This is a genomic window from Paenibacillus sp. OAE614 (assembly GCF_040546645.1).
Taxonomy (GTDB): Bacteria; Bacillota; Bacilli; order Paenibacillales; family Paenibacillaceae; genus Paenibacillus_AQ; species Paenibacillus_AQ favisporus.
In genome coordinates this window covers 2,041,664-2,065,452 of record NZ_JBEPOD010000001.1, presented here as the reverse complement: position 1 = coordinate 2,065,452, position 23,789 = coordinate 2,041,664, and the positions used below count along the sequence as shown (strand labels likewise).

Below are 23,789 nucleotides of genomic sequence, written 5' to 3'. Positions count from 1 at the left end.
TTCAATGCCACACACTCCTCCCCAAAAGACCAACAAAAAAAGCCAAGAATAGACTCCACGCAGGAATCGATTCTTGGCTCATGCCCAATGTTAAGGTAACACGCCAATTTCAAGTATTCACTTATGTGCCTATATTAAAATAAGATACAGCGATACGTCAATAGCCAATCTATTCAATTTTGTATCCTGGTCGATAAGCTCTTACTCTGGAATGTTACTCAGGCTGTGATTGTGGTTGTAAATGCGGCTGTGACTGCGGCTGCGAAGGCGGCTGTGGCTGTGGCTGCGTCTCCGAAGCTTGCTTATTACGGCTGCGAAAATTCCCTACGATCAGCAGCACTGCCGGTATAACGAACCCCGGGAACACCGCCATCATCGGGTAGACGATTCCGGACCATTCCAGCTCCGCCGTGTTGCGAAGAACCCAAAGGGACAATGGCAGCAGCAAAAAGGAAAAGGGAATCACCAAGTTCTTGTAGCTAATCACATCAAAGCACTGCACGGTTGCAATCACGGTACCGTAGAAGCAGATCAGAAGCTTCATGAACGATGTAATCAGCCAAATAATACCCACAATGACCTCTGCACGTTCAAGCACCCGCTCAACCCGGATCTCACGTGCCACGTCATAGACAGCATAAGGGGATCGGGCCGTCATGTCCACGCCAAGCACCATGATCGTGATCAAGCTGAGCAGTGTACCTGAAACCAGGGTACCCACGCTGGTGATATAAAAATATTTTTTTATTTTTTGCTGGTTTTGTACAAACGGGATCAGCATGAGACAGATAACGATTTCTAGCGAGGGAAACCCCAGCAGTGGGTAACCTGCCTTAATCGACGGCATTATCCCTTCAGGAAACATCGGAAACAACTCTCCAGGATGCATTTTAGGAATCAAGAGCAGCGCTGTAATAATAAAAACAGACATCGCCCACGGAAACAAAATTTCCCCTGTTCTTCCAATAACTTCAATCCCTAAAAAGCAGCCGTAAATCGCGGGGATCAAGATCACTACCATATTAACAATCAATGGCGTTTGGGGGAGCACAACAGAGCCGATAAAATTACCGATGTTCCGTATCACATATGCAGTCAAAATCAAAAAATAGAACATGTATACAACGGCTATAGCTGATCCGAACCACTTTCCCGTCAGTAAGCGGCCGTACTGGATAATCGTCTGCTGCGGATACCGAAAGCCAAGTTTCATATAGAGCGTGATGAGACCAAGCTGAATGATTCCGACGATAATGACGCTGAACCAGGCGTCTTGTCCAGCAATGGACACAAGCGTATGCGGCTGAACGAGCGCGGCCGTGCCGATAATATACAAATACATCATCAAAGCAAACTGTTGAGCCGAAATTTTACCCTTATCCATGGATCACCCTGCCCTCCGTCACCCAATTCATGACTGGCTTGGCGAGAGGCCCGAAAACATGGCTCATCACGATCACGAAAGACGGCAGGGGGATGTCTGTGACCAGCAACATATACAGAAACCCTCCGAACAGCAAGATTGTCGTCGAACTCCATAGATCCTTTTTGGACGCCTGCCGGCGGAGCGCAATAAAATTCAGGATCACAGCCACAAAGATTGCTGCAGTAATGATATAATCGGGACCCACGAAAAACACCTCACTTCATATTTTGCAGATAGGATTGATTGCGTACTCCCGTCGAATAGATCTCCACGTCGCTACTTACGACCGTTCGGATTTCAGGGAATAGCGTTTCCCATTCTTTCTTATGAGCCTTCCAGTATGAAGGACTGGCCTTATATACCAGGTTCCCGTAACCCAGCGCATCGCTGTCCAGTTCATGCTGAAGGGTCGAAATGGTGCCGTTCACCATCTTGATGACCTGCTGCTCGGCTTCTTTTTCCAGCCAGCTGATCGTTTCCTTTTTGTCTACCCTGATTTTGCGGCTGTCCACGTCAAACACGTTCGCCCTTTGTTTGATCCGAACAACGACTTCCGGCTTTCCATGGCTGAACCGGGCTTTCACCGAAGCCTTACTGTGCAGGACCGCGATATGTACCTCTCCTTTCTCAACGGGAATCGGCACGACAAGCCGCTGCACTTTATTTTTGATGATGGCAAGCCCCTTGGAATCGAATTGGTTTAAATAACCCGTTAGCTTCCCATTTTTGAACACGGCCATATTTCCGATTCGCAAATAGCCGTCAGGCGAAATCTTCTCGACATTTTCCTTAGTTCCCGCCTTTTCCGAATCACCGATGAATTCAACGCTCCCGGTAACGGCCATTTCCCCGGGGTCATTCAATTTAAGAATAAAATCCTTCATACTAACGGGATAGGCTGCGCTCGCCCGCTTGTTGTAGCTTTCTAGCGTTTTGTACATCTGTTTGACCGGTAATTTTTCCATATTGGTCAAGGTTTCCAATACTTGGGCCGCTGTTCCGTGTTTCGCGACAAGCAAAGAAAAATCGATCCGGATCTCCGGGTCCCGGTCAATTAAATCGAATAAGCCATCAACCCCTTTCTTCGCCAAATCCTCACCAATAATCATCATTTGGTTGTGGGCGAAGTAAAAGCGGCGCGGCGCGACATTGTCCATATTCTGCAATGCGTCCAGTATAGTCTTGCCCCTTCCGATATATTTCGTCACCGGAATTCCGCTGGTGCCCCCTCCGCCTCCCGGACTGCTCTCCGAAGCCTGGCTTGGCACCACAACCTGCAGAGACACGAGAATGTTATCCGGATTGTCCGGATCTACGTCCAGCCCCATGCCCAAAACGATGGAGAGCTGGTCCAAAAACTTGATATCCCAGCAGCCTGACAGGGGCAGCAAGAGCATCAGACATAAAGTGATATGACAGATTCGTTGAAACATATCATCGCTCTCTCCCTTCATGACTGAATCTCGAATACAGTTTTTTGAATCTCACATGACATCCGGTTATACTTCGTTCGGATCCTGCGTTTGATGCGGCTCATTCTCGTCCCTGTCCGCCTGTTGATTGCCCATTGTGCCTTCCCGGAACCGGACCGGATCATTTCTGCTGATCAGCTTTGGCCGTTTCTTCATATGATCCAGAGGCGCCCGGATCATTGAATCCTTCAGCTCAGAAAGAATAATCGGCGAATAGGGCGTCATATAAGGCACGTTTAGGGACTTTAGGCTGCACAAATGCAGTACCATCATAAGCAGCGTACAGGCAATCCCGTAAATGCCGAATAGCGATGCCGCGATCAGCATAATAAAACGGAGAATCCGTGCGGCAATTCCGATGTTATAAGCCGGGGACACGAAACTCGCAATGGCCGTCAGCGACACGACGATGACGACGACAGGGGATACGATCCCCGCTTCGACCGCAGCCTGCCCCAGAACCAGACCACCGACGATCGAAATGGTGTTCCCGACCGACCGGGGCATCCGCACGCCGGCTTCCCGCAAAACTTCAAATACCGTTTCCATAATAAAGGCCTCGACAAAGGCGGGAAAAGGAACTCCCTCCCGCTGTACCGCCAGCTTCAGCAGCCAAGAGGTCGGAATCATTTCCTGGTGAAATCCGATGATCGCCACATAAAAAGAAGGAAGCAGCAGGCCAATAAGGAACGAGGAGAAGCGCAGGACCCGGATCAAACTGCCGACATCAAACCGGTTGTAGTAATCCTCCGAGGCCTGGAAAAACATGTTGAAGGTGGTCGGAAGGATCAGCACAAATGGGGTTCCATCCACCAAGATAGCAATGCGGCCTTCCAGAAGGCTGGCGGCGATCACATCAGGACGTTCACTGTGATAGATGGTAGGAAAAATCGTCTTGTTCGTATTTTCGATGAGCTCCTCAATATACCCTGACTCCAGGACACCGTCGATATCAATGACCGAGAGACGCTTCCGGACCTCATCCACATTTTTTTCGTCAACGATGCCGTGAATATACATGATGCCTACGTCGGTCTGCGTGACTCTTCCCAGCTGCATTTCTTCCAGCCACAGATTCGGACTTTTGATCTTCCTTCTGAGCAGCGCCGTGTTGGTGCGAATCGATTCCGTAAAGCCTTCCCGCGGGCCGCGGATGACCGTCTGGGACTCCGGCTCGCTGACGCTCCGCCGTTCTCCCCCTTTGGTGCTGGCGATAACCGCAATGCCAATCCGGTCAATAAAAAGAATCGTATCCCCGGACATCAGATGAATATACAGCTTACTCCACTCGGAGATTTCGTAGATTTCGCCGATGGCTAGCGCCTTTTCCTTGAACAGACGCAAAAATCTCTCGTCCTCTTCCGGCGCTGCACCCGGCTCATCCTCATTGATATCTTCTCTGAACCTGCCCTTTTCCGGGTCTTCGCCTTCTATTCCTTCCCCGGCATTCTGTTCCCGTTCCATCGACTCTTCAAGCTCCGCTTCCGAAGCGAACTGCTTGATCTCATTTAAGACGGATTGGATCGCAAACTCCGAGACCGATGTCGTGTCTACGAGTCCGCCGATATAAACAAAGGCGACTTTCCGGCCTAAATTCCGGGCAACAATTTCGCGGATGACCAGGTCGCTGCTGCCGCCCATGTCCTTGTTTAGCCGGTCCAGATTACTTTTCAAATCGCGGTACAGCCTGTCCGGGTGCAGCTCTGCCGGATCTGTCCCCACGGATTCCTGATACGGTGAGCCGTTCTTCCCAGCCCGGTTTGAAGGCTGCTGTTGTGTTGAAGCATTGCGGGATTTCTTTTTGCCAACCATCCGGGTCTCCACCTTGTCTATTTATGATGCTTATACTTTCCAAGTCAGGGTAATTTCATCCAAGTCGGTCTCCATGCAAGCACAAAAAAACGCAGGGTTTACACCCTGCGCTGCTTAAAAACGGTAACTACTCTTTTTTCAATTTCTGGAACAAACCCTGCCGCCGGCTTACTAAGCCTTTCTCCAAGGCATAACGCGTCAGCTGGACCCGGTTCTCCAAATGAAGCTTCTGCAATATGTTTTTCAGGTGGTTTTTAACCGTCTGGTCAGAAATCTTGAGCTCGGCGGCAATTTCCTTATTGGTAAGCCCCGAAGCCACCCAATTTAAAATTTCGCGCTCCCGCGCGGTCAACGTCTCATGATGTTCCGGACTCTTGGGGGCAAGCGGAAATTCCCTTAAAATTTGCGTGGCAAGTTCCCGGCTGAGCGGCGCTTCGTCGCTCATGATGCCCCGTAAATACTCAAGCCATGTCGACGGGGATAAATTTTTGAGCAGATAGCCCTGCGCTCCCTGCTTTAACGCCTCGAACAAATGCGTCACATCGTCCGACACCGTGATCATAACGATTTTGACGTAAGGATACTGCAGCTTGATCTGCCTTGTAGCCTCCAACCCGCCAATGCCCTGCATTTGGATGTCCATCAGGATCAGGTCGGGCATCAATAACTCGGTCATACTTACGGCTTCCTCGCCGCTGTGGGCCATGCCGACCACTTCAAACGCCGGGTCAGCTGACAGGATTTCGGTCACCGCTTCGCGCGCATGAGCGGAGTCATCGGCAACCAGCACTCTGAACGTATTCAATGGTTATGGGCCTCCTTTCTGATCTCCACCCGGCTGCCCCGCTGCATCGGCAGAATCAGCATTTTCCAGCCAAGCTCCTCGGCGCGCTCCTTCATGATCCGAAGGCCGTACCGGTCCTTCAAATGAAATGGATCCGTATGAATCCCCCGCCCGTTGTCATCGACGAAAACCGTCCAGCCCCGGCCGTCCAGCGTGCCTTTGATCGTCACCTTGGTGGCATGGGCATGCTTGTGAATGTTCAGCAGCGCTTCCCGGATGCAGGCCAGAAGCTCCACTTTTTCCTTGGCGCTCAAGGCCGCATCCGGAATGGACCATTCGATCCAGGGCTGGATCAGCGTTTCCTTGGCTGTATGTTCGATCCTTGAACGCATCGAAGCCTGATATTCCCGCTCCTCCGGCGATTCCGGATAGCGAAGATTGGCGATCGCCTGCCGCACGTACCGGTTCACCTCATGAACCGATTTGCGCAGCTCCTGGAAGTCCGCCGATTCCCGGGCTCCCCGGCCGCGCGACTCCGCCCGGTCCATCTTGACCGACAGCAGAAACAGGGACTGCGCGATGCCGTCGTGCAGTTCCCTGGCAAGCAGATCCCGTTCTTCCAGGGCTGCTTTTTCCGCCCGCTCCCGGTTCAGCTCCTCCTGCACCTGTTCCAGCCTCCGGAACAGCATGCTGAGCAGGGTCATGCTGATAAAGAACAGAAACACCGGCGTAAGAAAATTACCCACCTTCATCGATATATAAGGCATCAGAAACGCATGCCTCGCATATTCCCATATCCCTACGGCCAGTGTAGGAATAATCAATATCATCCATTTGATTTGTTTATAGGACATGCCTTGATCCGCACCTTCCCCGGGCACTCCCGGCATATTCAGACTTGTCTCTATTGTATCACGGCCCGCCCGGCGTATGTTAGAACGGTTCGTGTCACATACTACGAAGCGAACTTGTCTTTGTTTGGACGTTTGGATGGAAGCATCGACAACGAACAACCGGGAGGACCTTATGCGCACAAGGCTTTATGCAACGCTATCCATGCTGCTTTTGACGATTTCGGTGACGGCTGCTCCGGCGGCGGGGGCTTCTCCCGTAAACCAAGGCAGAGAGTACTATGAACAAAGGGGAGACGTCATCTGGGAGATTCCGAACCGGGAAAAGATTATAGCACTGACCTTTGATGACGGGCCGGATCCTGAGGATACGCCGCAGATTCTCGACCTGCTGAAGCAGTATCACGCAAAGGCAACGTTTTTTGTCGTCGGCAAACAGGTTCAGGAGCACCCGGAGCTGGCCAAGCGGCAGGTGGCCGAAGGCCATGAGCTTGCCAACCACACCTTCGACCATATGTATTTTAACCGCCGGAGCTCACCGGAGGTCATCGTGCGGGAGCTGCGGGAAACCCAGGAAGCCATATACCAGGTTACCGGTAAAAAAACCTACCTGTTTCGCCCACCCGGAGGATATTATAACGACCGTATGATCCAAATTTGCAAGAAGGAGGGTTATCTCGTCGTCATGTGGTCCTGGCATCAGGACACCTGGGACTGGAACCGGCCGGGCGTCGCCAAGATCGTGAACAAGGTGCTGAACAACGCGCGCAACGGCGACATCGTCTTGATGCACGACCACGTGGAGGGCAAGTCCCAAACGGTCGACGCGTTAAAACAAATCCTGCCTGAACTGCAGAAGCGCGGATATCGCTTCGTTACCGTATCGGAGCTGGTAGAGTACAACATTCCTTGAGGGGCGTTTAATCGCGCCCCTTTTTTGGCGCTTCCTCCCCGTGCCATTCACGTTGGAATTGCGCAAGAAACTGCTCCATAAATGCGTGTCGGGCAGCAGCCTCCCGCTGGGCCGCCGGCGTATTCATCAGATCTTTCAGTTTCAGCAGCTTCTCGTAAAAATGGTTCACCGTCGTCCCCTGCCGGCTGCGGTACTCCTCCTGGGTCATATTGTTCCGCGGCGGCTCGGCGGGGTCATACATGAGTCTTCCCCGTGACCCGCCAAAGGCAAACGTGCGGGCAATACCGATCGCTCCGATGGCGTCCAGACGGTCTGCGTCCTGCACGACCCGCCCCTCCAAAGTCGTCATGGGCCTGCCGCCTCCGCCGCCATAAGACATTGTCCCGATGATCTCCAGCACATGATCCACGAGCGCAGCATCCGTCCCATGTTCCGTGAGCCAATAGGAAATAGCTGCCATGCCCTCCTCTTTCGAAGCTACGATTTTCTCGTCGGCCAGGTCATGAAAAAGGGCAGCCAGCTCGCAGACGACCGGGTCGGCCCCTTCCTGCTCCGCCAGCCTCTTCGCCCACTCCGCCACCCGGTAAATATGCCACCAGTCGTGGCCGGACGGCTCAGACTTTAAACGATCCTTCACGTATTCCCTTGCTTCCATAATCATTCGGTCGGTCTCCATATGCTTTCCTCCAAACAGCTTTATTTTTCTGAACAATCGCGGTTGAATCCGAACATATATTCGCCTATAATACAATGCATAGCTCTTTTAATAAATGAGGTGAAATGATGATCAACCGAACCTGTGAACCGTCGGCGAGTTTCAATTCTACCATGAAAGAGGCTGCTTGGACACAGACCAGCCACTTGCTGGAGGAATCCCTCCGCCGTCACCTGAAAGTAACCCTGCACCTTGCCGGTGCCGGACCTGAACAAGAAATCCGGGGCTTCGTCACCGTGATTAACACCTATCTGGAAGAGATCAAGTTTAGAGCTGAAGACGAATGGCTGTGGATCAAATTCAGCGAGATCATTTCCGCGCATACATAAAGCCGGCTTGGAGGAAGACAAGGAACCCTTAACGAAAATGTTACAAGGGAAACCGGCTTATATCATATTGGAATGCAACGGTTTCCCGTACACATATTACTGAGCAAACGGAGGAGTTAGCTATGACCGATGATTTGAAATATCCTATCGGACTTTGCGTAACGAAAAAAGAACTGAGCGGAGATGAGCGGACAGCATTGATCGGCGAAATCCGCAGCCTGCCTTCGAAGCTGCGGCAAGCCGTCAGCGGATTGTCCAAAGAGCAGCTGGACACGCCTTATCGGCCGGGCGGCTGGACCGTCCGCCAAGTCGTGCACCATGTCGGAGACAGCCACATGAACAGCCTGATTCGGCTTAAACTTGCTTTAACCGAGGATAATCCGGTGATAAAACCTTATGAGGAGCAATTATGGGCTGAACTTGCGGATTCCACGCTGCCTGTTCCGGAGCTTTCCCTGGACCTGCTGGAGGCGCTGCATGTACGGTTTGTGCTTGTTCTGGAAAGCTTGAACAGCGACCAGTGGCTCAGAACATACATCCATCCGGCGAACGGAGAAACCAATTTGAACGAGCATCTATGCACTTATGCTTGGCATGGCAACCACCATCTTGCGCACATCACGACCCTCAAAGAACGAATGGGCTGGTAAGGCGGGATTCAGGTTCTTCGGTATGACGCCCTTCCTCAAATGAAATACTAACCAAAATGGTATGATTGAGGCAGGTGTTCTCATGAGTAAAATCTTGTCCATCTACGGCAGAGATGTGAAAAACATTGTCACGAACTGGGCCGCGCTCGTCATCATCGCCGGTCTTGTTATGCTTCCTTCCCTGTACGCCTGGTTCAACATCAAGGCATCCTGGGATCCCTACGGAAATACCGGTGATATTGCGATTGCCGTCGCGAACAACGACAAAGGGACGACGATGAAGGGACAGTCGCTGAATCTCGGCAAGGAGGTCGTCGCCTCGCTGAAGGACAATCATAAGCTGGGCTGGAGGTTCGTCTCCGAGGCGGACGCCATGAGAGGCGTCCGGCACGGGGATTACTATGCGAGCATCATCATCCCGGACAATTTTTCGGCCTCGATTGCCACGGTGCTGTCGGACAACCCGACCCACGCCGAAATTTTGTATTATGTGAACGAAAAGATCAATGCGGTATCCCCGAAGATTACGTCTTCCGGAGCCAGCGGCATCATCCAGGAAGTCAGCAAAAATTTCGTCAAAACCGCCAACGGTACGATTTTTAAAATTTTCAACGAGCTTGGTATCGAGCTGCAAAATCAGCTGCCGACCATTGAGAAGGTCCGCTCGCTGGTGTTTGAGCTGGAGAAAAATTTCCCGGAAATCAACCAAGCCGTAAACACGGCGGCGCAGGACATCCATACGACCAACGAGCTGGTATCCAAAGCTCAAGGGGCGCTGCCCATAGTGACCGACCTGGCCAAGAACGGGCAGCAGTTGGCGGCTGGTCTGGACGATTTTATGGGCAAGGCTTCCACGGCTGCCAAGGATATCGCGCCGAACGTAAAGCAGGATCTGCTGCTTCTGCAGCAGACTTCCATGGCTACGGAGCAGCTGACCGCGCTGCTGAAGGATCCCGACGTCGATCCGAAGACTGCGCTTGATGCGCTGGACCGGATATCCTCCAGGTTAACTACCGGCCTGGAAGTGCAGGAAGCGCTGATCAGCTGGTTCGACCGGCTGAACCAGACCGCAGGCGGCCGACTGGATTTCGTCAGCTCCAAACTGAAGCAGGTCCGGGACAAAATGCAGTCTCAGCTGACGCTTGTCAATCAAATCCGCAGCGGGGTAAAGAAAGGCGAGAAACCGGCCATGGATCTGGTGAATAAGCTGAACACAATCTCCAGCGACGTATCCGATCTATTAGGGGACATCCTCGGACGGTATGACAGCGAAATTCAGCCGGCGATCGCAAGCGGCCTGCAGAAGGCGGTCAAGTCCGCCGCCGAAGCGAAGAAGGTGATGGATTCTGCGGTTCAGAGCCTGCCGGACGTCAAGAAGGTGCTGTCCGACGCTTCCAAGGGATTGGCGATCGGCACGCAGGGCATTTCCGTCATCCAGAAGGAGCTTCCGGGCGTGGAAGCCAAAGTCAAGGAGCTGGCGGACCGGATGCGCAAATTCGAATCGGAGGGCAACCTGCAGGAAGTCATCGACCTGCTGAAAAACAACTTCCAGCAGGAAGGCCAGTTTTTCGCCGAGCCTGTCGTGCTGAAGGAGAATCAGCTGTTTCCGATACCGAATTACGGATCCGCCATGTCCCCCTTCTTCTCAACGCTGGCCCTCTGGGTCGGAGCGACGCTGCTCGTATCCCTGGTGACGACGGAAGTGCATTCGCCTGCAGCTGGAACGGATTATAACAGCGTCCAGATTTATTTCGGCCGGTTCCTGACCTTCCTGACGCTGGCGCTGCTGCAATCGGTCCTCGTCACAGCTGGTGATATCTTCCTATTGGGAACCTATGTGGTGGACAAAGGCTGGTTCATCCTATTCGGATTGGTCAACAGCGCTGTCTTTATGCTGATCGTCTACACGCTCGTTTCCGTGTTCGGCAATGTCGGCAAGGCGCTTGCCATCGTTCTGCTGGTGCTGCAGCTGGCCGGATCGGGCGGAACCTTTCCGATCCAGACGACCCCGCCTTTCTTCCGGGCGATCCATCCGTTCCTTCCGTTCACCTACGGCATCAGCATGATGCGCGAAGCGGTGGGAGGCATGATCTGGAGCGTCGTCCGCAGCGATCTGCTCATCATGTGCGTGTATGTCGTGATCACGCTCGTGATCGGTCTTGCGCTGAAAGGGATCATCAACCAGCTTGCCGCTGGCCTCGTTAAGAAGGCTAAGGAAAGCAAGCTTATCCATTGATCATGGTATAAACCAAACAAGCCTCCCCAGCAGTCCAGGCTGCTGACGGGAGGCTTTATGATTCATGCCTATTTCATTATTGATCCAATGTATAAGGTGCAAGGCCGGTAGGCATCGGTGCAGGAGGCGTGCAGGTGCTTTGCATCTCGTAATGCTTTTTCTCATCCGAAGCATCATGGAACGCCCACATCGCTTCCAGCACATGGTACGCCAGCTCACCGGAAGCCCGGTGAGGACGACCGCTCTGCAGCGCGTAAGCCATGTCAGCTGCGGCGATGCCGCGTGTGTTCTCCGCGTAGCCGAACAGCAGCGGCTGTTCCTTCCACTCGGCTTCGCCGGCAAGCCGGTACTGCACCTTGCCGCCAAAGTTGTTCGGATCGGGTACGCGCAGCGTTCCTTTCGTGCCGTAAATTTCGATGTTCGGCAGATTGCTGCCGCCGAATACGTCAAAGCTGGTGATGATCGTTCCAATCGCGCCTTCGGCGAACTGGATCAGCCCGGCGACGTGGGTAGGGATTTCCACCGGGATCTTTTGGCCGTATTTTTTGGAACTGGTGATCGTTCTTTCTTCCAGCGCCTTGCCGGTCATACCCGTGATGGTCTTGATCGGACCGAGCAGCTGCACGAGTGCGGTTAGGTAGTACGGCCCCATGTCGAACATCGGTCCGCCACCGGCCTGATAATAAAATTCGGGATCCGGATGCCAGGTCTCGTGTCCGCCGCCGAGCATGAATGCCGTCGCAGCGACTGGTCGGCCGATCAGCCCATCCTGGATCACTTTGAGGCAGGTCTGAATTCCGGCACCGTAGAACGTTTCGGGCGCACAGCCCACGCGCAGGCCTTTTTCCTTGGCGAGCTGGAGTACCTTCTGCCCATCTTCACGGGTGACGGCCAGCGGCTTTTCAACGTATACATGCTTGCCGGCCTCTAGAGCCTGCAGGCAGACCGACGCGTGCGCAGCCGGGATCGTCAGGTTGATCACGATTTGAATTTCGGGATCCGCGAGCAGTTCTTCAGGGGAATACACTCTGGGTATGCCGAATTCGGCTGCTTTTTCTGCGGCACGCTCCTTATCGATGTCTGCGCAAGCTACCAAATCCAGCACATCGAATTTTTTGCAGTTTTCCATATAAATGCTGCTGATTTTCCCGCAGCCGATAATGCCTACTTTGATCTGCTCCAAGAATAACCCTCCCCTTAATATTGGCTGTCTGCCATGCCGTTATATGCTGTCTCCGGCTTCCAGTCGGAGCCGGCTTCTTTGCCTTCGGCGGCCCATACGAAGCCGCGTCTCATCATTTCCTTCACCTGTGGCATGTCGACGATATCCGCATGGTGCCCGAGCGAATTGTAGAAGACGCGTCCGCCGCCCCAGTACTTCGTCCAGACTACCGGCATGTCAACCGGTTTGTTGGCCGAATGCGGGCCATGAACGACCGGGAAGCGGGTCGTGGCGTGAACCTCCACCGCTGGATCCACATGCAGGTAATACTGCTCGCTCGCGACCTCGAAGTCCGCGATCCCCTGCAGCAGAGAGCCTTCCTCTTCGTCTATCACGTTAACCATGTATCGAACCCCGTCATTCCCCGGGTGGGCGACCCACTGTCCGCCAGTCATGAACTGCCAATCGACCTGCGTCCGGAAGGAGTCGCACATGCCGCCGTGGCAGCCGGCAAGGCCCACGCCGCTCTGCACGGCCTCCGACACGTTGCTCACCAGCTCATTCCGGATTTCTCCCATCGTCCAGCAAGGGACGATCAGATCAAGACCGAGGAGCTTCTCCTTGTCGGCAAACGCTTCCAGCGTATCCGATACTTCTACTTCAAACTGCTCGGCTTCCAGCACGTTTTTGAAAATCTCTGCCACCTGCTTGGGCTCATGGCCATCCCATCCGCCCCATACGATCAGTGCTTTTTTCATGCGGCACGCTCCTTGTCTATGCTTGATATGCTCGCTACTCGTTACTCAATACCTTCGCCTGATTGGCCTACATTTCCGAAATTTCCACCCAGCGCCGCTCCTCGACGGAACGCTCCACCGCCTCAAGCACAGCTTGGCATTTCACACCGTCGTGGAAGTTCGGGGAAGGCTGTCTGTCCTCGTGAATCGCTTCCATCAGCTCCAGCATTTCATGAGTAAACGTGTGTTCGAAGCCGATGGTGTGACCAGCCGGCCACCAGGCATGCGAATACGCATGAGCGGCGTCGGTCGCAAGCACCCGGCGGAAGCCCTGCACATCCTCCTGGTCGTCGGTAAAGTACACTTCCAGCTCGTTCATCCGCTCAAAATCAAACTTGACACTGCCTTTGCTGCCGTTGATCTCGAACGAGTTCGTGCTGCGGTGTCCCGCCGCAAACCGGGTCGCCTCAAAGCTACCGAGCGCGCCTCCTGTGAACCGGGCCATAAACAGGGTTGCATCATCGACGGTCACTTTGCCCATCGGTCCGCCCAGACTGCCTTTGGCGCTAAGTCCGGTCATATTTTCTGCGAGCGGTCTCTCCTTGATAAACGTTTCGCTCATGCCGATGACTTCCTGGATATCGCCGACGAGGTAGTGGGCCAAGTCGATCAGATGGGCCCCAAGATCGCCGTGAGAACCCGAACCCGCGATATCTTTCTGCAGCCGCCATACTAACGGGAAGGCAGGGTCCAGAATCCAGTCTTGTAGAAACCAGGCGCGGAAATGATAGATCTGTCCCAGCCGGCCGCTCTCGATCAGATTTTTGGCCAGCCGGACCGCAGGCGAGAACCGGTAGTTAAAGCCGACCATGTGCTTCACTCCCGCCTCCTCTGCAGCCTTCAGCATTTCACGCGAGTCAGCAAGCGTCAGGGCCAGCGGCTTCTCGCAGAAAATATGCTTCCCTGCCTTGGCCGCAGCCAGCGCGATGTCCTTATGCGCATCACTCGGCGCGTTGATGTCGATCAGGTCGATGTCATCCCGCGCCACCAGGTTTCGCCAATCCGTCTCCGTTTCGGCCCAGCCGTACTGCCCGGCCGCCTGCTGAACCGCATCGGCATCACGGCCGCAAATCGCCGCCATCTGCGGCTGAATCGGCGCCTCCGGGAAAAACATGGGCAGCGCCCGGTACGCATTGCTGTGGGCCTTCCCCATAAATTTGTAGCCTACCATGCCAATTCGCAGCGCTTTCATTTCCATCCGAATTCCTCCATCTCTTTGGTATATTGGACTTTCAGGCTCATCAGAGCCGCAGATTCTGGGACGATGCCCGGATGACCAGCTCCGTCGGAAGCATGATCCGAAAGGGTTGACCAGGAGCCGATGCTCCCTCCAGCCGCTTCAGCACTTCAGCGACCGCAATTTCCCCCATTTCGTAAAAAGGAACCTTTACGCTGCTCAGCTCAGGGGTCGTTACCTGTGAAGCATCCGAATTATCGTAGCCGAACATGGCCGGAAAACGCTCTTCAGACAGCCCAAGATCCCGGAGACCCTGCATCAAGCCGATGGCCATCCGGTCGTTTGCGGCAAAGACGGCATCCACCTGATCGATGACCTTCATTAATTCGGAAGCAGCGGTGATGCCGCTGCTGCGGCTGAAGTTTCCGCGGAAGATCAGTTCCTCCTCCAGCACCAAACCCGCCTCGGCCAGCGCTTTCTCGCAGCCTTGAACGCGATCCCGGCTGTTGGAGTAGGTCAGCGGCCCGTTCATGAACGCGATCCGGCGATATCCCTGTTCGATCAGATGGCGGACCGCCATATAGCTGCCCTGTACATGGTCCGCATCGACCTCACTGAAGGGCTCGCCTTCAAAGTGCTGATTGATCAGGCAGAAAGGCAGTCCTTCCTCTGCGAGACGGCGAAGGGCCAGCAGTTCTTCCGGATCATCCTTCGCCCCCAGGATGATGCATGTATCGATTTTATGCGCATGAAACCAGCGGACATAATCCATGGACTCGCCGGGCGTCTGAAACAGCAGCAGGATATCATGACCCAGCTCTCGGGCTTTGCTGCCGATTCCGCTTAAAATTTCCGAGAAGAAAAAGCTCGAAAACATATGCACCTTCGGCACATATGGAAGAACGACACCAATGTTGCCGCTGCGGCTGGTTGCAAAATTACGGGCCAGTGCACTGGGCACGTAATTCAGCTTCTTGGCAGCTTCCATGACGCGTTGTCTCGTTTCTTCTTTCATGGGGCCGACTCCGTTGAGCACCCGCGACACCGTCGCTTCCGATACCCCGGCTAGTTCGGCCACCTCTTTGCGGGATGCGATGGCAACTCCCCCTTTTCCGAATGATGTACGCGCGTACATTTTCTCACCTAACCATCCTATTGTCAAGGCAAGTTTTTCAAAAAACGCTCCGATGTCGACGGTTCAACCAAATAAAAAGCGACCGAACCGGATACTTCCCGATGGGTCGCATTTTATTTAATCGATTTCTATATCATATTTCCGATCTCGTCAGCCAAATTTTAATTCTGGCAATCACTTCATTGATGTTCAGCGGTTTGCTCAAATAGTCGGACGCGCCGGCCGCCAAGCACTTATCCCGATCCTCTTTCATCGCCTTGGCGGTCAACGCAACAATCGGCAGATCGGTCATCTCCAGCGTCTGGCGGATATTCCGCATCGTCTGGTAACCGTCCATTTCCGGCATCATAATGTCCATAAGAATCATATCGATATCCGGTTCGGCCTGAAGCAAATCCAGGCACTCGTATCCGTTCTGTGCGGTGAGCACCTGCATATTATATCTCTCCAAAGCATTGGCCAGCGCATATACGTTTCGAATGTCGTCGTCAACAACGAGGATTTTCTTCCCATCGAACAAGGCCGAGTCTTTCAGGAACATATCCTCTGCGGCCGGCGGATCGGCGGCAGGCTCCTCCGCATGAATCCGAATCCCCAAAGGACGCTCAGCCTGCGCCGAAGCCGTACTTAACGGACCGGAGATGGCTGCCGCTGCCTCGGCTTGCATCACAAGCATCGGTGACTCATCGACATACTCGGTCTGGTAAGGGAGGTAAAGGGTGAACGTGCTTCCTTTGCCGGGTTCGCTCTCCACGACCAGCTCTCCTCCCAGCAGTTTGGCGAATTGAAGCGAGATGGACAGTCCGAGTCCTGTGCCGCCATATTTCCGCGCCGTTGCTCCATCCGCCTGTTTAAAGGCCTCGAAGATCACCTGCTGCTGCTCCTCGGTAATTCCGATTCCGGTATCGCGAACAGCGAAGGCCAATGTCTCATAAGGCATGGAAAACTGCGGGGTCGAAACCGAGTCAAGCTTGTATATGCTTAAAGACACTTCCCCGCGTTCGGTAAACTTGAACGCATTGGACAACAGGTTCCGCAATATTTGATGGAGTCTTAACTCGTCGCTGAAAAAGACGTCGCCTACGTTCGGCGCGATTTCCACTTTGAAGTCCAGCGACTTGGCCTCGGCCGTTTTGGCAAAGTAGCGGTACATGATCTCCGGCAGCTCACTCGCGTTGATCGAGCTGATATCCAGCTGGATCTGTCCCGATTCCACCTTGGATAAATCCAAAATATCATTGATCAGCCGCAATAGGTCCGTACCGGAGGAATGGATGACGTTGGCGTAATTAACCTCTTCCTCCTGCAGCGTTCCGTTCTTGTTCTCCGACAAAATTTGGGACAGAATAAGCATGCTGTTCAGTGGAGTGCGTAACTCGTGCGACATATTAGCCAAAAACTCGGATTTATAATTGGAACTGAGCTTCGCCTGTTCCGCGTATTTTTCCATCTCGGCCGCCGCTTCCTCCGCCTGAGCCTTCTGATATTCAAGTTTGTCATTCAAGCTTTGGAGCTCGTCGGTTTGCATCTGCAGCTCTTCGGACTGAACCTGCAGTTCTTCCGTCTGCACCTGCAGTTCCTCAGACTGGGCCTGAAGCTCTTCATTCATCGTCTGGGCTTCCATATACAAGCGCTGGATTTGCGCTCGGTTGATCACGCTGTGCATCGTGACGCCAACCGTATCCAAGAGCTGCCGCAGCATGTCCAATTGGTGCTTGCTGAACGTCACCAGCGCGGCAATTTCGATCACAGCCAGCGTCCTGCCCTCGAACACGATCGGAGCAACAGCAATATAGGTCGGAACGGCGCTCCCCAATCCCGAGGATATGTGTATGTAGTTGTTCGGTACCCGGTCCAGCGTGATCATGCTCTGATCGGCGGCACACTGGCCGACAAGTCCCTGACCCCAGGCGATGACCGATTTGCCTGCCTCACCCTCGTGTTCTCCTGCATAGGAAGCGAGCCGCACCAGCTCCTCCTCCTCCTTGGCTTCGTACAATACGATATAAGGCACCTGGAAAATGGAAGCGAGCCGATTGACAAACACGCGGCTTAGACTGGCCAGGCCCGCTTCGTTCTGAAGCAGTGTAGCGGTGGCGGCAATCTGTTCCTTCATTTCATTTTGCTGCTGAACTTCCCGAAGCAGGTCGTTCGTTGCACTGCCGAGTTCCGCGATTTCATCGCGGGTTCGGGTATGGATGCGCTTGTTCAAATTGCCGCCTGAGGCGATGTCACGAATTGTGCCCGTAACTTCCTTGATTGTCGTAACGATATTTCTGGAGATCAGCACGGCTGCTGAGATGGATACGGCCGCGAGCACAACCCAAAGAAGATAGATGATCGTGATCAGTCTGCGGTTATTGTCCTCAAGCGTCTGCACCCGCTCGCTCGTCAGCCCTTTCTCCGTGTCCAAAAACGCCGTTAATTTTTCCCGCATGGCGTCCATTTCCGGCTTGCCCGGGTCACGTTGGAAAAATGTCCGAACTTCAGCATCCTGACCGCTGCGCTTCATCTCAATGGACGGCTTGCCTGCGATCTCAATCCATCGGTCGATATTGGCCTTGATGTCCTCCAGATTTTTCTGCTGCTCAGGGTTGTCCGCCAGCAAACGATACAGCTGGTTGTACTCGCTCTCCCATTTCGAGCTGGCCGCAGTGTACGGCTCCAGATAGCTCGAGTCTCCCGTGATCATATATCCGCGCTGGCCTGTCTCCATGTCCAGCAAGGACTTTTCAATGCTGTGGGCTAGGTCATGGACCTCGATGTCATGCTGGCTGATAAAATCGGTTTCCCGCTGCAGCGAAGCAACCCGGCTCGAAATCACTCCCAGGAACACCACAACGCACACGAGCACAAAAATATATCCAAGAATAATCTTGGACCGAATGCTGAGCCTCATCTTTCCTAACAAAATCGAAACCTCCATCCAACGGGTGTTCTCTTTCTTCTAATGACTATAGAGTGACCAGTTCATTCAATTAAGTATTTTAGAACTTGTTGGAACGAATTTCAATAACTAGAGTTATCTTCGAGGCAGGATGAACCGTTGACGGGCCGCATCACTTAAGCCCCTGCAGGTGGTTTCCAGTGGATAAGCCCAAGCAGTTCTCTTGCTCGGATTCAATAGATTCCCCACGTTGCTGCAGCAAAAAAGAGGGCCTCCGCCGGCTTTAACCGCGAAGGCCCTCTTCCCTTCATTCTTCAAGATATTATCCCAAGACAACCCGGTCGTCGGCAAGCTTGTGTCCGCTGATCTGTTCGAATTCAGCCAGAAGCTCTTCGACGGTCAGCGTTTTTTTTCGCTGTTCATTGATGTCCAGAATGATTCTGCCCTTGTCCATCATGATCAAACGATTGCCGAGCCGGATCGCCTGCTCCATATTGTGCGTGACCATCAGGGTCGTCAGGTTCAGCTCCCGGACAATCCGGTCGGTGAGCCGCGTGATCAACTCCGCCCTTGCAGGGTCCAGCGCCGCGGTATGCTCATCCAGCAGCAAAATTTGCGGCTTGGTGAATGTGGCCATCAACAAGCTGAGTGCCTGACGCTCTCCTCCGGACAGCAAACCGACCTTCGCCCGCAGCCGCCCTTCCAGGCCGATGCCGAGCTTGGACAGCTCTTCCTTGAACATCGCCCGCCGGCCGGACTTGATGCTCAGCCCCAATCCTCTCTGCTTGCCTCTCGTATAAGCCATTGCCAGGTTTTCCTCGATCGTCATGTGGGGAGCAGTGCCAGCCATCGGATCCTGGAATACGCGACCGATCCAGCGGCTCCGGCGGAATTCCGGAAGCTGGCTGATCACCGCACCCTCGATCCGCACATCCCCTGCATCGGGCTTCATGACGCCGGAAATGATGTTCATCAGCGTGGACTTGCCCGCCCCGTTACTTCCGATCACCGTGACGAAGTCGCCGGGATTCAGCTTCAACGAAATGTCGTGCAGCGCAATTTTTTCATCCGGCGTGCCCGGGTTAAACAGCTTCGATACTCTGCTCAGCTCCAGCATCAGAAATCACCTCCGACCGTCCGGCTTGTTCTGCTGCCCAGCTGGCTGGACAGCTCTTCGGTTCGGCGCTTGGCCAGCTGCTTCTGCCGAAGGGCGCGCCTTGCGGTTGGAAGCACCAAAGCGATGATCACGATGATGGCCGTGATGAGCTTCAGGTCGGACGTATCGAGCCATTCCACCCGGAGCGCGAGCGCCACGACGATCCGGTACACGATCGCTCCGAGCACGACGGAAATGGTCGTATGGATCACATTCGTCGCTCCGAATATCGCCTCACCGATAATGACGGAAGCCAGCCCGATGACGATCATGCCGATCCCCATGGAAATATCCGCGAATCCTGACTCCTGAGCAACCAGTGCGCCGGAGAGGGCGACCAGTCCATTGGCCAGGCTGACGCCGAGAACCGTTGTCGTGTCTGTATTGGCGCCGAAACTGCGGATCATCCGTGCGTTATCTCCCGTCGCGCGTAATGCAAGCCCCAAATCGGTCCGTAGGAACAGATTCAGCAGAAGCAAAATCAGAATCACCGCGATCGGCATCGTAATGAAAGCGTTCACTGATGAAAAAACGGTGCTTTCCCCAAGCAGGGACGTGTTCGGTTTTCCCATAATCCGCATGTTGATCGAATACAGCGCAATCATCATGATAATACCGGATAACAGGGCATTGATTTTCCCCTTGGTATGAAGAAGTCCGGTACAAATTCCCGCGAGAAGCCCGCCGCCGAACGCCGCCAGGCTTGCCAGCCACGGGTTGTAGCCGTGGGTAATCATCACGGCGGCAATCCCGCCGCCGGTGGTGAAGCTGCCATCCACCGTCAGATCCGGAAAATCAAGAATACGATACGTGATATATACGCCGAGCGCCATCAGCGAGTACAGCAGCCCGAGCTCAAGTGCTCCCAGTAGTGAATCCAGCATGGTGTCAGCCTCCCTTATGACGAAGGGAGTGGACGAAGATTCCGGCCACTCCCCATCGCTCGATTACTGAATAATATCGTTTTCTTTGTCCGTTACTTTGTCTTTCATGGCGTCGGTTACTGTGATTCCCTGCGCTTCAGCCGCCTTCAGGTTCAGAATCAGGTCCAGCTTCTCCTGCACCGATACCTTCATGTCGCCCGGCTTCTTGCCGTTCTTCAAAATATCGACCGCCATCTGGCCTACCTGGTAGCCATGGTCGTAGTATTTAAAACCGACCGTAGCGAAGGCGCCCTTCTCGACCGTATCCCGGTCGCTGGAGAAGAACGGAATGTGCTTCTCGTTCGCCAGCTGGATAATGGAATCGACGCCGTCAACAACGGTATTGTCCAGCGTAATGAACAGCGCATCCACCCGTCCCACCAAGGACTCGGCGGCCTGTTTCACTTCCGATGTGTTGGTTACCGCCGCGCGCACCAGCTTGATGTTATGCTTTTTCAGCGTTTCCTCGGCATTTTTAGCCATCACGATCGCGTTAGGCTCGCCTTCGTTAATGACAATGCCGACGTTCTTCACGTTCGGGAAGCTCTCAGCAATGAAGTCCATCAGACGTTGAACCGCTACCGGATTCGTGTCCGAGCCCCCGGTTACGTTGCCCCCTGGTTGATCCAGGTTTGAGACGATCTTGGCATCCACCGGATCGGTAACCGCCGCGAACAGCACCGGCGTATCTTTCACCTGCTGAACGAGCGCTTGCGCCGAGCCGGTAGAAATGCCGAGCACGAGATCATTTTTACCGGAGGCGATCTTTTGGGCAATAGAAAGGTTGTTAGCCGGATCTCCCTGCGCGTTGTTGAAATCGATCTTCAGGTTATCGCCTTCCGTAATCCCCGCATCCTTCAATGCGGCGATGAAGCCCTCGCGCGTGGCATCCAGGGAAGGATGCTCGACGATTTGCGAAATGGCTACGGTGTAGGTTTTTTTGTCTGTGCTACCTGCATCGGTCCCGGTTCCGCTACCTGACCCGGCTTCACTGGACTTGGTGCCCGAGTTTCCGCAGCCGGCCGCCATGGTTACGAGGAGTGCGGACATCACGACGGATAATAGCAAATTTCTCTTTTTCATGTTCATAACCCCTTCCGATTCTCTTCTTTAACGCTGTCATATACGAAAGCATTAAAGTAAATAAGTGCGAAAAATACCGTATCAAGCGGAGCACACGGGTACATGAACTACCCGCCCGGATATTTTTCATAGAATTAAATAACCACTGGATTATTCATTATCATAAGGGGCACTGCCAATATACGTCAATCAATAAGTTGCAAAAAAGTACAGGTTTTTCCGGGCTTTTGCAGCCTTACGCTTCCAGCTCCCGGACAAGATCCTGCAGCTTCATCTCCGACATGCTGGAAATCATCATATCATAGCCTTCAAAAGGGAAGGTCTGGGTCATCGAATTAGGCACGATCACCGTATGTACGCCTGCTCCTTTGGCTGCAATAAAGCCGTTAAGCGAATCCTCAAAAGACACCGCCTGATCCGGATTTACCTCCAGCTTCTGCAATGCCAGCAGGTACAGCTCGGGATCCGGTTTGACCTTGGACACGAGGTCCGCAGTACAAATAACGTCGAAGTAAGATTCCAGTTCGAATTTGTTGAAATATGGCTCAATCCAGTTGTAATAAGAGCTTGATGCCAGCGCGATCTTCAGCCCGAGCCGCTTGGCCTCAGTTAAATAGTCCTCAACCCCCGGTCTGACTTCAACATCCTTAAGCAGCTCCCGGTAGATGACATTGACCTGTTCCTTGACAAGGGCCGGATCCACTTCCCTGCCCAGGCACTCGGACAAATACGTATACGGATTAAATACGTCGAAATTGGTGCCGACGCACTTCGCGTACGTCTCCAGCGGTAGCTCGGTGCCATGCTCCCGGTAAATCTCACAGAAAGCGTGATAGGCCGGCGTTTCGGTATCGACGATGAGACCGTCAAAATCAAAAATCAATGCTTGAATCAAGCCGTTCACCCCTTCTTTATCTTGTCAATGGGCTGTAAAGCCGCATTAATAGATTCGCCTTGCGGCAGGGCTATTCCTCCCTGATATCACCATGTAGTCAAACAGGCCGCGATTCAGGAACCGCAGCCTGTGCACAAATATAATGCTGTCATTCGGATCTTAAATTCTGCTGATCTCCACTTGGTCAAGCAGTCGGCGGAAGGTGTCCGGATCTACGCTGCCGGCCATGGCCGATAAGGCGTTCGCCGTTCCCGCGGCAGCGGCCATAGCGATGCCTTCCTCGGCGGGGAGCTGCTTCAGCAGCGACACGGCCATGCCCGCCACAAAGGAATCGCCGCAGCCTACCGTATTGACCACCTGAATCGGAGGGGTTACGGCGCGATAACGTCCCTGCGATGTGACGGTCAGCGATCCGGCACCCCCGAGCGACACGCAGACGCGCTCCATCCTGTACTCGCGGAGCAAGTCTTCCATCGCCCGGAGCAGCTCCTGCTCATCCCGGATGCCCGTGCCAAGCAGAGCAGCAACCTCTTCTTCGTTGGGCTTGATCATATCCGGATTCGCCTGCAGTCCGAAGCGGAGCGCGTCACCGCTGGCGTCAAGAATCACAAATGCCCCTTCCTTCTTAGCCGCGCCGACAAGACGGATGTAATAATCGGCCGGGGCCCCGGCCGGCAGGCTGCCGCTGATGCAGACGACTTTCGATGTGCGTGCCAGAGCGGCTATCGTCTGCTCCATCGCGTCAAGTGCCCGGTTATCCACCACCGGACCGGGCTCCAGAAGCTCTGTCGACGACCCGGTCTCTTCATCGATGATGTTGAGGCATAGTCTCGACTCCCCTTCCACGGCGACAAATTGATGCGCAATGCTCATACCATCCAGCTGCTTCTTGATGATTTCCCCGTTCATGCCGCCGACGATGCCCGATGCGGTAACCTCCGCCCCGAGCTGTGCGGCGACTTTCGCCACATTAATGCCTTTCCCCCCGGGGGCCGCCAGATATTGTCTGACTCGGGATACCTTCCCGTGCGGAAATGCCGGCAAGTAGTATGTTTTGTCAATGGCTGCGTTCATCGTTACGGTCGTTATCATAAGATCCCATCCCATCTATGGCTTGATTTCGCAAGGCAGCTCCGATGCCTGTTTCTCCGCCGTGTGGTACCATCTGCCTTCATGTTGCAATGTTTGGAAAGCTTTGTCCCAGCTTGGGGTTGACGAATACAGGCTTCCGGACAAGCCCGAAACCACGAGCACGATTCCACTATGTAGCACGACCCTGCCGATTTCATTGCGGATAAACCATGGCTGCATTCCTCATAGACCTGCAAAACATGGGAATTCTATGTATGCCGGCACTTCTCGCATCACGTGAACGGTCAGATTTAT

General features: G+C 53.8%; 22 protein-coding genes. 4 read left to right on the top strand and 18 right to left on the bottom strand.

Going from position 1 to position 23,789, the window contains the following annotated elements; genetic code table 11:
- Positions 1-214 precede the first annotated feature (214 nt).
- From ABIE48_RS09935 to ABIE48_RS09910, 6 genes are all read right to left on the bottom strand, one after another.
- On the bottom strand, positions 215-1,384 hold the full coding sequence (locus tag ABIE48_RS09935) for a GerAB/ArcD/ProY family transporter (protein WP_192714669.1): 1,170 nt from the start codon (positions 1,382-1,384) through the stop codon (positions 215-217).
- Complete coding sequence (locus ABIE48_RS09930) at positions 1,377-1,631, bottom strand: hypothetical protein (protein ID WP_145021590.1); 255 nt, start codon at positions 1,629-1,631, stop codon at positions 1,377-1,379. Before ABIE48_RS09930 ends, ABIE48_RS09935 begins: the two co-directional genes overlap by 8 nt.
- Positions 1,632-1,641: 10 nt before the next feature.
- Entirely contained in the window at positions 1,642-2,859 is a 1,218-nt protein-coding gene (locus ABIE48_RS09925; protein WP_192714670.1) for a Ger(x)C family spore germination protein, read from the bottom strand.
- 66 nt (positions 2,860-2,925) lie between these two features.
- A complete protein-coding gene (locus ABIE48_RS09920; protein ID WP_354518776.1) occupies positions 2,926-4,710 on the bottom strand; it encodes a spore germination protein in 1,785 nt (594 codons plus the stop codon).
- 127 nt (positions 4,711-4,837) lie between these two features.
- A complete protein-coding gene (locus ABIE48_RS09915) occupies positions 4,838-5,515 on the bottom strand; it encodes a response regulator (protein ID WP_116231118.1) in 678 nt (225 codons plus the stop codon).
- Positions 5,512-6,348, bottom strand: coding sequence for a sensor histidine kinase (locus ABIE48_RS09910; protein WP_076169499.1), 837 nt, complete (start codon positions 6,346-6,348; stop codon positions 5,512-5,514). The genes ABIE48_RS09915 and ABIE48_RS09910 overlap by 4 nt, the downstream gene beginning before the upstream one ends.
- Positions 6,349-6,520: 172 nt before the next feature.
- Between ABIE48_RS09910 and ABIE48_RS09905 the strand changes: the two genes are divergently transcribed.
- Positions 6,521-7,258 (top strand): polysaccharide deacetylase family protein, encoded by a 738-nt coding sequence (locus tag ABIE48_RS09905; RefSeq protein WP_089546638.1) that lies wholly within the window; start codon positions 6,521-6,523, stop codon positions 7,256-7,258.
- A 7-nt stretch (positions 7,259-7,265) separates the two neighbouring features.
- On the opposite strand, the gene ABIE48_RS09900 is transcribed toward ABIE48_RS09905, so the two are convergent.
- Positions 7,266-7,934 carry an HD domain-containing protein gene (locus ABIE48_RS09900; RefSeq protein WP_145021599.1) on the bottom strand — a complete coding sequence of 223 codons (669 nt, stop codon included), beginning with the start codon at positions 7,932-7,934 and terminating at the stop codon, positions 7,266-7,268.
- Between the two features lie 107 nt (positions 7,935-8,041).
- Between ABIE48_RS09900 and ABIE48_RS09895 the strand changes: the two genes are divergently transcribed.
- From ABIE48_RS09895 to ABIE48_RS09885, 3 genes are all read left to right on the top strand, one after another.
- Positions 8,042-8,302, top strand: coding sequence for a YolD-like family protein (locus ABIE48_RS09895; protein WP_186325893.1), 261 nt, complete (start codon positions 8,042-8,044; stop codon positions 8,300-8,302).
- Positions 8,303-8,424: 122 nt separating this feature from the next.
- Positions 8,425-8,952: a YfiT family bacillithiol transferase gene (locus tag ABIE48_RS09890; protein WP_145021603.1), complete on the top strand. Its 528-nt coding sequence runs from the start codon at positions 8,425-8,427 to the stop codon at positions 8,950-8,952.
- A gap of 82 nt (positions 8,953-9,034) precedes the next feature.
- Complete coding sequence (locus ABIE48_RS09885) at positions 9,035-11,188, top strand: YhgE/Pip domain-containing protein (protein WP_145021605.1); 2,154 nt, start codon at positions 9,035-9,037, stop codon at positions 11,186-11,188.
- Between the two features lie 76 nt (positions 11,189-11,264).
- Here the strand turns inward: ABIE48_RS09885 and ABIE48_RS09880 are convergent, their stop codons facing one another.
- From ABIE48_RS09880 to ABIE48_RS09830, 11 genes are all read right to left on the bottom strand, one after another.
- On the bottom strand, positions 11,265-12,371 hold the full coding sequence (locus ABIE48_RS09880) for a Gfo/Idh/MocA family protein (RefSeq protein WP_192714671.1): 1,107 nt from the start codon (positions 12,369-12,371) through the stop codon (positions 11,265-11,267).
- Positions 12,372-12,385: 14 nt separating this feature from the next.
- On the bottom strand, positions 12,386-13,108 hold the full coding sequence (locus tag ABIE48_RS09875) for a ThuA domain-containing protein (RefSeq protein ID WP_192714672.1): 723 nt from the start codon (positions 13,106-13,108) through the stop codon (positions 12,386-12,388).
- 67 nt (positions 13,109-13,175) lie between these two features.
- Positions 13,176-14,339 carry a Gfo/Idh/MocA family protein gene (locus ABIE48_RS09870; protein WP_076169501.1) on the bottom strand — a complete coding sequence of 388 codons (1,164 nt, stop codon included), beginning with the start codon at positions 14,337-14,339 and terminating at the stop codon, positions 13,176-13,178.
- A gap of 49 nt (positions 14,340-14,388) precedes the next feature.
- The gene (locus tag ABIE48_RS09865) at positions 14,389-15,459 is read right to left on the bottom strand and encodes a LacI family DNA-binding transcriptional regulator (RefSeq protein ID WP_192715328.1); all 1,071 of its coding nucleotides are present in this window, start codon (positions 15,457-15,459) and stop codon (positions 14,389-14,391) included.
- Between the two features lie 133 nt (positions 15,460-15,592).
- Positions 15,593-18,370, bottom strand: coding sequence for a CHASE3 domain-containing protein (locus ABIE48_RS09860; protein WP_192714673.1), 2,778 nt, complete (start codon positions 18,368-18,370; stop codon positions 15,593-15,595).
- Between the two features lie 298 nt (positions 18,371-18,668).
- Positions 18,669-19,463, bottom strand: a complete 795-nt coding sequence (locus ABIE48_RS09855; protein ID WP_145021616.1) for an ABC transporter ATP-binding protein — start codon at positions 19,461-19,463, stop codon at positions 18,669-18,671.
- Positions 19,463-20,386, bottom strand: coding sequence for an ABC transporter permease (locus ABIE48_RS09850; protein WP_105443529.1), 924 nt, complete (start codon positions 20,384-20,386; stop codon positions 19,463-19,465). Before ABIE48_RS09850 ends, ABIE48_RS09855 begins: the two co-directional genes overlap by 1 nt.
- 63 nt (positions 20,387-20,449) lie before the next feature.
- Positions 20,450-21,508: an ABC transporter substrate-binding protein gene (locus tag ABIE48_RS09845; RefSeq protein ID WP_192714674.1), complete on the bottom strand. Its 1,059-nt coding sequence runs from the start codon at positions 21,506-21,508 to the stop codon at positions 20,450-20,452.
- Positions 21,509-21,743: 235 nt separating this feature from the next.
- The gene (locus tag ABIE48_RS09840; RefSeq protein WP_192714675.1) at positions 21,744-22,403 is read right to left on the bottom strand and encodes an HAD family hydrolase; all 660 of its coding nucleotides are present in this window, start codon (positions 22,401-22,403) and stop codon (positions 21,744-21,746) included.
- Positions 22,404-22,562: 159 nt separating this feature from the next.
- On the bottom strand, positions 22,563-23,495 hold the full coding sequence (gene pfkB / locus ABIE48_RS09835; RefSeq protein WP_192714676.1) for a 1-phosphofructokinase: 933 nt from the start codon (positions 23,493-23,495) through the stop codon (positions 22,563-22,565).
- Positions 23,496-23,510: 15 nt separating this feature from the next.
- Complete coding sequence (locus ABIE48_RS09830) at positions 23,511-23,714, bottom strand: hypothetical protein (RefSeq protein ID WP_192714677.1); 204 nt, start codon at positions 23,712-23,714, stop codon at positions 23,511-23,513.
- Between the last annotated feature and the right edge of the window lie 75 nt (positions 23,715-23,789).

Excerpts from the sequence above, each read along its gene's own strand:
- ABIE48_RS09920 (WP_354518776.1), bottom strand. The coding sequence starts at position 4,710 with ATGGTTGGCAAAAAGAAATCCCGCAATGCTTCAACACAACAGCAGCCT.
- ABIE48_RS09895 (WP_186325893.1), top strand. The coding sequence starts at position 8,042 with ATGATCAACCGAACCTGTGAACCGTCGGCGAGTTTCAATTCTACCATG.
- ABIE48_RS09855 (WP_145021616.1), bottom strand. The coding sequence starts at position 19,463 with ATGCTGGAGCTGAGCAGAGTATCGAAGCTGTTTAACCCGGGCACGCCG.
- ABIE48_RS09900 (WP_145021599.1), bottom strand. The coding sequence starts at position 7,934 with ATGGAGACCGACCGAATGATTATGGAAGCAAGGGAATACGTGAAGGAT.
- ABIE48_RS09865 (WP_192715328.1), bottom strand. The coding sequence starts at position 15,459 with ATGTACGCGCGTACATCATTCGGAAAAGGGGGAGTTGCCATCGCATCC.
- ABIE48_RS09870 (WP_076169501.1), bottom strand. The coding sequence starts at position 14,339 with ATGAAAGCGCTGCGAATTGGCATGGTAGGCTACAAATTTATGGGGAAG.
- ABIE48_RS09925 (WP_192714670.1), bottom strand. The coding sequence starts at position 2,859 with ATGTTTCAACGAATCTGTCATATCACTTTATGTCTGATGCTCTTGCTG.
- pfkB (WP_192714676.1), bottom strand. The coding sequence starts at position 23,495 with ATGATAACGACCGTAACGATGAACGCAGCCATTGACAAAACATACTAC.
- ABIE48_RS09890 (WP_145021603.1), top strand. The coding sequence starts at position 8,425 with ATGACCGATGATTTGAAATATCCTATCGGACTTTGCGTAACGAAAAAA.
- ABIE48_RS09850 (WP_105443529.1), bottom strand. The coding sequence starts at position 20,386 with ATGCTGGATTCACTACTGGGAGCACTTGAGCTCGGGCTGCTGTACTCG.
- ABIE48_RS09830 (WP_192714677.1), bottom strand. The coding sequence starts at position 23,714 with ATGCAGCCATGGTTTATCCGCAATGAAATCGGCAGGGTCGTGCTACAT.
- ABIE48_RS09905 (WP_089546638.1), top strand. The coding sequence starts at position 6,521 with ATGCGCACAAGGCTTTATGCAACGCTATCCATGCTGCTTTTGACGATT.
- ABIE48_RS09910 (WP_076169499.1), bottom strand. The coding sequence starts at position 6,348 with ATGTCCTATAAACAAATCAAATGGATGATATTGATTATTCCTACACTG.
- ABIE48_RS09885 (WP_145021605.1), top strand. The coding sequence starts at position 9,035 with ATGAGTAAAATCTTGTCCATCTACGGCAGAGATGTGAAAAACATTGTC.
- ABIE48_RS09935 (WP_192714669.1), bottom strand. The coding sequence starts at position 1,384 with ATGGATAAGGGTAAAATTTCGGCTCAACAGTTTGCTTTGATGATGTAT.
- ABIE48_RS09875 (WP_192714672.1), bottom strand. The coding sequence starts at position 13,108 with ATGAAAAAAGCACTGATCGTATGGGGCGGATGGGATGGCCATGAGCCC.
- ABIE48_RS09845 (WP_192714674.1), bottom strand. The coding sequence starts at position 21,508 with ATGAAAAAGAGAAATTTGCTATTATCCGTCGTGATGTCCGCACTCCTC.